We start from the raw sequence: 2,239 nt of genomic DNA on the forward strand, positions 1-2,239 counted from the left end.
CTCCAGTGTGCTCGTCCCTCTCTTCGAAAGGGTCAGATTCTGGAAGTCATCTCTGGAGCACTACCGTTGGACTGCATCTGGCTCAGCCAACACCGCAAGGGCTGGGGCATCAGGCTGTGGGAAGAGTGAACGTGGGGCAGGGCGGCATAATCTGGTTGATCGTGAAGCAGTGCGGCTTCAGCAATTGGATGTCGCCATCAAACTGGTTTTCTAGATTTTGAGGGTCCTTAGACAGCAGGCTGGCAGAATTGTCACCAGGCCGTCCTTAATGTGCCACTCCTTAGAACTTGGCTAAGACTCACAAACTTGTCACTTACACCGCAAAAGCTCTTCTCCACGCCTATCTCAACCAACGACGTAGGGAAAAGCCTACGCCTAGAGCGCGAATTTTCATTCTGCCGTCAACATGAATCATGGATGGCATAACCCACCCCCTAAGTAAGTAAGGGGTGAGGGAACCAACCCTAGTCTTGTCTCACTTCGCACAGAGAACCGTCTGGCGAAGAGAAGCGCTGATCCCCGTGCTGTAAGGCCGGGCACCTCGTACGGGAGGAGCTAGTGGTGCGACCGACTTTTCGTCCGCTCCTCACTCGCAGGTTCACCTGCAAGGAGCTTTTCCCTGGCCTTCGGGCTACCCAGGAGTCTCTCATGCGTAACATCACCAAACTCGCCGTTGCTGCCGCTCTCGCCTTCTCCGGTATGGCCTTCGCTGTCGACAGCACCTCCACCACCGAGAATTCAGCAACTATGACGGTTCAGGCTGATGGAACGACCCTCGACACCGTGAAATTCAGCGTGGGCAGTGGCTCGATCACAATCCCTGCCGACAACATGCGCTCTGGTGCAGAGTTCGACATTAAGATTCCAGTCACCAACAACACCAACCGCGCCATCACTGTCACGTCGGATCTTACCGTCGACACCCTGCTTGACACCGCTCTCTTCACGATCACGAGTACTAACGCCGACACTGGTATTGCCCTCACTGCGGACGACGGCCAAGACTACATCGTCTACCACGTCACGTTCGCCAACCTCGACACCGACGCCAAACGTGTAGCCTTTTCCAAGCAGACGTTGACCCTGTCGTTCGAGCTGACGGGTACTGCTGATGCCCCCGCAAACGTAGCACCCGTGGTGAGCTTCTAAACTTATTCAATACAAGGCAAGGAGCTCAAGTCTCCTTGCCTTTGGTTAATCTCATGAGAAATCTTCTCTATCTGGTTCTTTTGACTGGTTCTTGCGCCTACGCACAAGTTCAGAACCTCACGGTGCCAGTAGTGCTGGCGCCAGCTCCAGCTCCAGCTAAGCTTGCAGTGGCAGAAAAAGTTCGCGTTCAACCCGAAAGGCTTGAAAGTCGCATGTCTCCTGGCTTCACAACAGGCGTACTCGTTTTCTCACTTTTCAGTGAAGTCAACACTGAGGTGAAACTCAGCTCAAGCGATCCGAGACTCGTTTTCCGCGTTGCAGATAACAAAATCAGGCTCCCCGCTTACGCTAATCAGAGCATCAACGCAGTAGCGTTGGAAGCCCACAGTGGAACGATCACGGTTACCAATACCGAAGGGAAAGTTCTCGCCACGGTGCCCTACACCGTTGCCCCTGCGAAGCAGTTCTCTCAAGGGGCCTCCCTCAACTACAACCCGTTCGGCAACACGGCCAGCCTGAACTACTCCATCAGCGGCGTCAGCACCTCCCCCCTCGATCCCACCTGGTCCCTCAGTGTCGGCATGGGGCTCGACCTGGCCACCCCCTCCGTCAGCAGCGGCACGATCAACCTCAGCGTCCGCTGGTAGCGTCCTCTCCTCAAGTTGAGTCAGGCCCACACATCCACATCCCCCGCAACCCTTAGGATCAGGAGAGTCGTAGACCGTACCAGTGACGTTGGCCAGCAGCGGCTTCTACCTCATTCATCCTGTAGGTGCCTGCATGCCAAACTTCCAGCCCGACATCGATCTGCTGGACCTCGCCGAACGATTACACGAAGCCGCCGGCTATTTTGTCGGCGGCTTCGTCTGTATTGAGCGGCGCCACCGACCATGGCGCATCATGCTTCTGACCGGAGTGGACAGCGCCACTCTCACGACGAAGGGCGGTTTCACGTACGATAGGGACACCGGCATGCCCCTCTTCGACGCGCATGACACCGTCCTGCATCCCCTCACGCAGGAGCGCTTAGAGCCTGAGGACAGAACGGAAGCACGATGATGCGTCGTGGCAGACTTGACCTATGCCCCGT

At 56.2% G+C, this 2,239-nt stretch carries 3 protein-coding genes and 1 riboswitch; all 3 genes read left to right on the forward strand.

Annotated features, from left to right (window positions below; all coding sequences use genetic code 11):
- Positions 1 to 496: 496 nt before the first annotated feature.
- Positions 497 to 582: riboswitch (cyclic di-GMP riboswitch) on the forward strand.
- Between the two features lie 66 nt (positions 583 to 648).
- Entirely contained in the window at positions 649 to 1,149 is a 501-nt protein-coding gene (locus IEY63_RS22000; RefSeq protein WP_189071134.1) for a hypothetical protein, read from the forward strand.
- Positions 1,150 to 1,202: 53 nt separating this feature from the next.
- Positions 1,203 to 1,796 (forward strand): hypothetical protein, encoded by a 594-nt coding sequence (locus tag IEY63_RS22005; RefSeq protein WP_189071135.1) that lies wholly within the window; start codon positions 1,203 to 1,205, stop codon positions 1,794 to 1,796.
- 82 nt (positions 1,797 to 1,878) lie between these two features.
- Positions 1,879 to 2,208 carry a hypothetical protein gene (locus IEY63_RS22010; RefSeq protein ID WP_189071136.1) on the forward strand — a complete coding sequence of 110 codons (330 nt, stop codon included), beginning with the start codon at positions 1,879 to 1,881 and terminating at the stop codon, positions 2,206 to 2,208.
- Positions 2,209 to 2,239: the final 31 nt, after the last annotated feature.

The organism is Deinococcus radiotolerans, assembly GCF_014647435.1.
GTDB lineage: Bacteria > Deinococcota > Deinococci > Deinococcales > Deinococcaceae > Deinococcus > Deinococcus radiotolerans.